Genomic DNA, 6,489 nt, shown 5'->3' on the forward strand with positions numbered 1-6,489 from the left:
ATTTTTATCAGGCCGCAATAACAGACCCGGAAAATCCAGAAGCCGTGATTGCTTACGGGAACTGTTTTGCCCAACTTGCCAGAATAAAAAAATTCTACTATCAGCCGGGGTATAGGTTGTATAATGCGGCAATAGCTGTTTATAATTTATTGCCAAACGATCCGACGGCCCAGAACAATGTAACGATATGCCTGACGCTCAGAGACGCAGCCAACAGGGACGAAAAAATAAAGCGGCAGCAACTGGAAGCAAGCATGGCAGCTTTATCCACTATTGGCGGAGCCGTCAGCAACGCCGCTTCACAGCAAATACAAAGACAAAACAATACGGCTGACTCGCCATCGCAGGCAAGTGACGGTGGGAGTGCCGGTTCATCATCAGGTAAAAGAAGCAACTACGACATTTCAAACGCCCGAAATAAATACAGACAATTGGAAGACGCCGCAAAAGCCGCTTACGAAGCGGTGTTATCCGCCCCGACACAAACAGGCCAAAGGCAAAGGTTCAGTGAAGCACAATCAAAGATGCGAAAAATCAGACAGGAAGCCGCCAACAATGGGCAAAATCTCAATTTATCTGACGAATGGGAGAAAAAGAGCCTTCCCAAATCTTAGTAAACGCAACTGTATATGACACCACTTTTAACCTCGACGTTAAATCTTCTTCCTCAAATCCCGATAAAAATTCTCGTGTGAGCCAAAAGCAAGTAACGTAAGCCTATCTCTTGCATCATCATACTCATAAGCGAGCAATGAGATACGTTTCCCCCGCCGCTGGACGGGAAATCTTCACTTGTGGTATATTTGGGAGTAGTTAGTAAGGAAGAGATATGGACGATCCAAATAATACGGGAATGAAGCCGCCGCTAAAACCGCCAAATTGCATCAAATGCGCACATTTCAGAATCACATGGGACACTACATTTCCTCGGGCATGCGATATGTTCTCTATTAAGTGCGCTAATCTTCCATCTCATGAAGTGTTTCGGGCGACAGGTGCAAATTGCCCGTCGTTTAAATTAAAAGAAGGATTAAAGTAATTTTAAAAAACGCCTAAACACGTACCGACCGACTTGGCGGTACTAAGCATATAATGATCGAGAGGTACAGTTTTTACCTTGCCTTCAGGAATACTTAATTCGACAGAACCAATGTCATTACCGTTTAAGGCTACCATTCGCCCATAACTGCCCTTAGCCAAAAGTTCAACGGCGGCAGTTCCAAGACTGGTTGCAAGAACGCGATCCGTGGCGCTGGGGATGCCGCCGCGTTGCACATAACCTAAAACAGTAGCGCGGGTTTCCATGCTTGTCTCTTCGCCGATTTCTTTGGCGACACGATAAGCCACAGAAGGACCGTTATCAAGGCGGTATTTTTTCCTGTCTTTTTTCTCCATTTCAGCTTCTTTTATTGATAACGCGCCTTCAGCGACAACTACAATCGAAAATGTTTTTCCCGACTTAGCGCGTTCTTTTAAATGATTGCCAATGGCGCGTACATCGTAAGGAATCTCAGGAAGCAGAATAACATCGCCGCCTCCCGCAACTCCGGCATAAAGCGCAAGCCAGCCGGCCTTGTGTCCCATCAATTCAATTACGATAACGCGGCTGTGGCTTTGCGCAGTTGAATGAAGACGGTCTATCGCTTCCGTACAGATCAATAAAGCTGAATCAAACCCGAATGTTTTATCAGTGCCGACAATATCGTTGTCAATGGTTTTTGGAAGCCCGATTACATTGAGGCCTTCCCATGCAAGTTTATAACCAGTAGTGTTTGTTCCGTTTCCGCCAAGCACGACAAGACAATCCAGTTTTAGTTTTGAATATGTTTCCTTAATTGCCGAAACTTTTTCAAGCGCCATTTCATCTTTATCAACAGTAGCAAACGGTTTTTCCCTGCTTGAACCGAGAATCGTCCCGCCGCGCGTTAGAATACCGGTAAAATCCTCAGGTTTAAGCACCTTTGTATCTTCGTCAATTAAACCGCGAAAACCTTTTGCGATACCGATAATTTCCATATCATACAGGTCATGGGCTGCTCGACATACTCCGCGGATTGCGGCATTTAGTCCGGGACAATCGCCGCCCGCAGTTAAAATTCCAAATCTCTTTGTTACGCTGTGAGCCATAACTGATTGTATAATAAATTAAAATATTTAGCAAGTTTATTTTTTAGCTTCATTCCAATATTTATCCATAATGTTCAGATTCTCTTTTTTCATCTCCTGCCCAGTTTCTTTCATTTTCTTTTCTACATGCTTAAAACGGCTGATAAATTTGCTATTAGTACGGTTAAGAGCGGCTGAGGGTTCAATCTTTAAAAACCTGCAAAGATTGATTACGGAAAAAAGCAAATCGCCTAATTCTTCTTCAATCTCGGACGTGTTGACTGCGGCGCGTACTTCATCAAGCTCTTCCTTGATTTTCCCTACTACTCCTTCTATATTAGGCCAATCAAAACCGGCTTTTGCGGCTTTTTTTTGCAATTTAAAAGAACGATCCATCGGCGGAAGCCCGCCGCTTACTTCGTCAAGTATTGAATCTTTTGGCTTACGTCCCTCCTGATTCACTTTAATTGCCGCCCAGTTGTTTAAAACTTCGGCGCTGTCCTTTACCTTTACTTCGCCAAATACATGCGGATGACGGCGGATTAGTTTTTTACCTACATTTGACAACGCGTCCGCGACTGAAAATTTTCCTTCCTGTTCATGCATATAACTAATCATTGTAGCTAGTAAAAACAAATCTCCAAGCTCTTCCATAATGTGAGAAGGCTCTTTTTCATCAATGGCTTCAAGACACTCGTAGGTTTCTTCGATTAATGCCCCTCTAAGCGAAGAAGGAGTTTGCTCTATATCCCACGGACACCCGCCGGGACCACGCAATTTTACTACAATGTCGTATAACTCTTTATAAGCTTCATCCGCCGTCATTTTTGCTCCTCGCCTTCCGTTTTATTTATTATTATCTTCTTTTTTGCCCACTCTTTTAAAAGGGTTTCAGGCTCTCCTTCAAAAGTTTGCATTAAAAGATTAGCTCCCGCGTCAAGAGCGGGCATAAGAGTCTCTTGTTCGTTTTTTGTAAAATCCGACAAAACCCAATCGTAAATACCTTCTCCGCTTCCTTCGCGCCCGCCTTCACCGGGAAGCCTTGAGTCGGGGCGGCCAATGCCTATCCGTATTCGCCAAAAATCCGCGCTGTTAAAACTTTTTTTCATGGAGCGAAGCCCGTTGTGCCCCCCAAGACCGCCTGAAAACTTTAAAGAAATAACACCTAACGGCAGTTCCAATTCATCATGTATTACGATAATTTCTTCTACATCAATTTTATAAAACGCGGCGGCGGCGTGTACGGATTCACCCGAAAGGTTCATATATGTTTCCGGCATAACAAAGTGTTTATCTTCATGAGAGGCGTACAATCCTTTGTATTTTTTTTGCCATGATAATGACTGATAAAACGGAAGCGACTGCGCAAGCATGCGCCCCGCATTGTGCCTGTTACGCGAATATTCCGCGCCGGGGTTGCCAAGAAAAGCGGCTAATTTTATCATTTAGGAGTCCTCTTATTCGCCATAATAATTAATAACGCAATATCTCCCTGCCTTACGCCGGGTATCCGCGCCGCCTGACCTACATTCAACGGTTTTACAACATTCAGTTTTTCCTTTGCCTCAGTTGAAAGCCCCATGACAGAAGCATAATCTAAATTCGGATCAAGTTTAATAGCGTCCATTTTAGCCGCTTTTGCGGCAAAGCGAATTTCTTTTTCTATATAACCGGCGTACTTTTTATCAAGCAGCGCCCTTTCCGCCAATTCAGCCGGATAACGCGACAGTTCCGCGTCGTTTTCGTCAAGTGAATAATCAGTCTGCTTCCGCTTCGCAAGCAGTTCATTAATTTCATCTAACATTTTAATTTTTTCTAAAAAGCGTTCCCAGCGTATGTCATCTACAAGCCCGACATCGCGCCCTTTGGGAGTCAGTCTTGTATCAGCCGTATCGTGGCGCAGCATAAGGCGGTGTTCCGCGCGGCTTGTAAACATACGGTACGGTTCTTTTGTTCCAAGCGTTGTAAGGTCGTCAACCAAAACTCCGATATACGCTTCCGCTCTGCCTAAAACAAGCGGCGGCCTTCCCAACATTTTCATAGCGGCATTTATCCCCGCCATTAATCCCTGCGCCGCAGCTTCTTCATAACCTGACGAGCCGTTAGTCTGCCCCGCCGTAAAAAAACCTGACAATCGTTTTGATTCAAGAGACGGATAAAGATCGAGAGGATCAATGTAATCGTACTCAACCGCATAGGCGGGGCGGACAATTTTCGCGTCTTCAAGCCCCGCAATGCTGTGAATAAAATCGCGTTGAACGTCTTCGGGCAGCGAACTTGACGCGCCGTTCATGTCCATCTCGTTAGTTGAAAGGCCTCCCGGCGCAATAAAAATATGATGCCTATCCCTCTGAGCGACTCGCACAACTTTACCTTCGATAGACGGGCAATAACGCGCCCCTTCGCCAACTATTTTCCCGCCAAATAAAGGGGATCGATGAATATTAGCTTTAATAATCTCGTGCGTTTTCGCGTTAGTGTAAGTAATCCAGCACGGCATGGAAGGCCTATCCTTTAAAATGCCATCCGCTCCCGTTTGAGCGCAAAAAGAAAAGGGGCGCATTTCATCGCCGTCTTGTTTTTCCATTTTTGAAAAGTCGATAGAGTTTTCCGCTATCCGCGCCGGCGTACCCGTCTTTAAGCGTCCTACAGGAAAGCCATAACGGCGGAGGGATTTGCCCAGTCCTTCCGCCGCTGATTCCCCAAGCCGTCCGCAGGGAGCGTCATAAGCGCCGATAAATATTTTCCCTTCCATGAAAGTCCCTGCGGAGAGTATCACGGTACGCGCTGTTATATGATGTCCCCGCGCCGTAACAACACCGCAAACTTTAGCGGAAGATGCGGCATCTCCCTGCGCGGCGGAATCTTTATCAGTACCCTTCTCTATTATCAAATCCGTCACGGTATCCATAAAAATCGTAAGGTTTTTTTGCTTTTCCAAAACAGAACGCGCAGTCATCTGATACATTTGTTTGTCAGCCTGCGCGCGTGGCGCCTGTACTGCGGGGCCTCTGGAGCGGTTAAGCACCCGGTATTGAATCATAGTCGCGTCCGTCAATTTTGCCATCTCGCCTCCGAGAGCGTCCACTTCGCGCACAAGGTTGCCTTTGGAAAGGCCGCCAATCGCGGGATTGCAGGAAAGCGCCCCAATCCTGTCAGGGTTCTGTGTAACGAGGAGAGTAGAAAATCCAAGTCGGCTAGTAGCAAGAGACGCTTCAATCCCTGCATGACCGCCGCCTATCACAATTGTATCAAAGTCCATGAGTGTTAATCGTAGTATAAAATAAATATACACTTATAGGAAGTCTTAAATTTATTCAAAAGGATTCTCACAAAGAACACAAAGGGGGGACTAATTAGCAGTAAGCAATGAGAAATGAGCAGTGTTATTGTTCGTAAACTATGCGTGAGCTTCACTATAAGATAACGGACAAAAACCCTACTCCCTACTCCCCATTACCTACTCCCTTCTTTGTGTGAAGTCTTCTTGCGATTATTTTCCTACACAGAAGTTACTGAACATTTTTTCTAGTATGTCAGCCGTTGACACTTCTCCGGTGATTTCACCAAGAGAGTTAACAGCGTCTTTTAACAGAGGCGCGATTATATCTAAAGGCTCATCATTATCTGACAGAGTAAGTGCTTCTTCAAGAGAGGAGCAGGCGGCGTCTACAAGATTTTTTTGGCGTACGGTGCCAAGCGCGGCTGATGACGTGTCACCTAGTAACTGTAAATCTTTTATCCCTGCCGCAGATGTAATTGCAGTGTAAAGTTCAACCAGCCCCTCACCGGTCTTCGCGCTGACACAAATAGGGATTTGTCCGCTAACCTGTAACGATTTCTGCAGTGGGGCAATATCGCATTTATTCCAGACTAAAACACGTCTGTTTATATTCGCCATAAAATCTTTGTCTTCGTCTGTTAAGCCGCGCGAACCGTCAATTAAATAAAGAACAATATCGCTCTCATCTAAAAGTTTGCGACTGCGCTCTACGCCAATTTTTTCAACGGAGTCGCCGGTTTCGCGTAACCCTGCCGTGTCAATTAGGCGGATTGGTATCCCTTCAATGCTGACCCATGCTTCGATCCAGTCGCGGGTTGTTCCGGGAATTTCCGTAACAATGGAGCGATCCTCTTTTAATAAGGCGTTAAAAAGACTGGACTTGCCGGAATTGGGACAACCGGCAATTACAATCGTAATTCCTTCTTGAAAAACGCGTTCAAGTAACCATGAAGCGGACAGTTTTTTTAGGCGTGTTAACGCTTCCGAGGCGGAATCTTTTTTGGGGAGCCTGCCTTCCGCTTCTTCCGCATCGGCGCCTATTTCATAGTCGGTGCTTATTTCATCTTCAGAATAGTCAAGATAGATTTCTGCGGCGGCAA

Annotated in this window: 7 protein-coding genes; 1 reads left to right on the forward strand and 6 read right to left on the reverse strand. The window is 45.5% G+C overall.

All coding sequences use genetic code 11. The features are described 5' to 3' along the window. Positions 1 to 614, forward strand: a 614-nt coding sequence (locus tag ACYVRH_RS09655; protein ID WP_461256704.1) for a hypothetical protein, incomplete at its 5' end; no start/stop codon positions are given. 39 nt (positions 615 to 653) lie between these two features. On the opposite strand, the gene ACYVRH_RS09660 is transcribed toward ACYVRH_RS09655, so the two are convergent. From ACYVRH_RS09660 to ACYVRH_RS09685, 6 genes are all read right to left on the reverse strand, one after another. Further along, entirely contained in the window at positions 654 to 752 is a 99-nt protein-coding gene (locus ACYVRH_RS09660) for a type II toxin-antitoxin system RelE/ParE family toxin (RefSeq protein WP_461256705.1), read from the reverse strand. A gap of 289 nt (positions 753 to 1,041) precedes the next feature. Beyond that, on the reverse strand, positions 1,042 to 2,127 hold the full coding sequence (locus ACYVRH_RS09665) for a 6-phosphofructokinase (protein ID WP_461256706.1): 1,086 nt from the start codon (positions 2,125 to 2,127) through the stop codon (positions 1,042 to 1,044). A 36-nt stretch (positions 2,128 to 2,163) separates the two neighbouring features. After that, positions 2,164 to 2,931: a nucleoside triphosphate pyrophosphohydrolase gene (mazG, locus tag ACYVRH_RS09670; RefSeq protein WP_461256707.1), complete on the reverse strand. Its 768-nt coding sequence runs from the start codon at positions 2,929 to 2,931 to the stop codon at positions 2,164 to 2,166. Further along, positions 2,928 to 3,551, reverse strand: coding sequence for an aminoacyl-tRNA hydrolase (gene pth / locus ACYVRH_RS09675; RefSeq protein WP_461256708.1), 624 nt, complete (start codon positions 3,549 to 3,551; stop codon positions 2,928 to 2,930). The genes mazG and pth overlap by 4 nt, the downstream gene beginning before the upstream one ends. Further along, on the reverse strand, positions 3,548 to 5,368 hold the full coding sequence (gene mnmG, locus ACYVRH_RS09680; protein WP_461256709.1) for a tRNA uridine-5-carboxymethylaminomethyl(34) synthesis enzyme MnmG: 1,821 nt from the start codon (positions 5,366 to 5,368) through the stop codon (positions 3,548 to 3,550). The genes pth and mnmG overlap by 4 nt, the downstream gene beginning before the upstream one ends. Positions 5,369 to 5,599: 231 nt before the next feature. Further along, positions 5,600 to 6,489: tRNA modification GTPase (locus tag ACYVRH_RS09685; RefSeq protein WP_461256710.1), on the reverse strand; the 890-nt coding region annotated here is incomplete at its 5' end.

Source organism: Treponema sp. R80B11-R83G3 (assembly GCF_054786115.1).

What these genes read in the sequence shown, in the direction of transcription:
- pth (WP_461256708.1), bottom strand. Translation starts at nt 3,551, where the DNA reads ATGATAAAATTAGCCGCTTTTCTTGGCAACCCCGGCGCGGAATATTCG.
- mnmG (WP_461256709.1), bottom strand. Translation starts at nt 5,368, where the DNA reads ATGGACTTTGATACAATTGTGATAGGCGGCGGTCATGCAGGGATTGAA.
- mazG (WP_461256707.1), bottom strand. Translation starts at nt 2,931, where the DNA reads ATGACGGCGGATGAAGCTTATAAAGAGTTATACGACATTGTAGTAAAA.
- ACYVRH_RS09665 (WP_461256706.1), bottom strand. Translation starts at nt 2,127, where the DNA reads ATGGCTCACAGCGTAACAAAGAGATTTGGAATTTTAACTGCGGGCGGC.